At 59.4% G+C, this 678-nt stretch carries 1 pseudogene; it reads left to right on the top strand.

What is annotated here, in order from left to right:
* Window positions 1-24: 24 nt before the first annotated feature.
* Window positions 25-678: pseudogene (locus NDI72_RS21915) on the top strand (IS5 family transposase); the annotation flags it as partial.

Here is a 678-nt window from a genome sequence, read left to right as displayed (position 1 = left end):
CAAATCAGTGATTTGGAGGCTTGGATGGGACATCTGTTTTGGCTGTCGGATGAACAATGGGCGGTGATTGAACCGCTTGTTCCGGCGAACAAGGGCGGAGCCCGCAGGGTCGATGATCGCAGGGTAATCTCCGGCATCATCCATGTTCTCAAGGTGGGTTGCCGGTGGTGCGATTGCCCGAAAGACTACGGGCCTTCGACCACGATCTACAACCGCTTCAACAGATGGTCACGAAAACGCTTCTGGATCGATCTGGTCGAGGCGCTTGCGACATCCGGGGCGGTGACGAAGAGCACGTCCATCGATAGCACCTACGTCAAGGCGCACCGCTCGGCGCACGGCGGTAAAGGGGGGCGAAAAATCAGGCTATCGGGCCCTCGCGGGGCGGGCAGACCACGAAAATCCATGCCCTTACCGACGTGATCGGTCGCCCATTTGCGTTCATGCTGACCGGAGGCAATGCGGCAGACAGCCCGGTAGCGCCCCATCTGCTGGCCGGACTGAAGGGAGCAAGGTATCTGCTGGCCGACAAGGGATATGATGCAAACAGCCTGCGAAAGCACCTGCGCCAATCTCACATTGTCCCGGTCATACCGGGCCGGTCAAACCGCAAGCGCGCCATCCGGTATGACACCAGACGCTACAAGAGCCGCCATCTCATCGAAAACGCCTTCTGCC

The sequence above is a fragment of the Nitratireductor sp. GZWM139 genome (assembly GCF_030068685.1).
GTDB lineage: Bacteria > Pseudomonadota > Alphaproteobacteria > Rhizobiales > Rhizobiaceae > Nitratireductor > Nitratireductor aquimarinus.
This window is presented reverse-complemented; position numbering and strand designations above follow the sequence as displayed.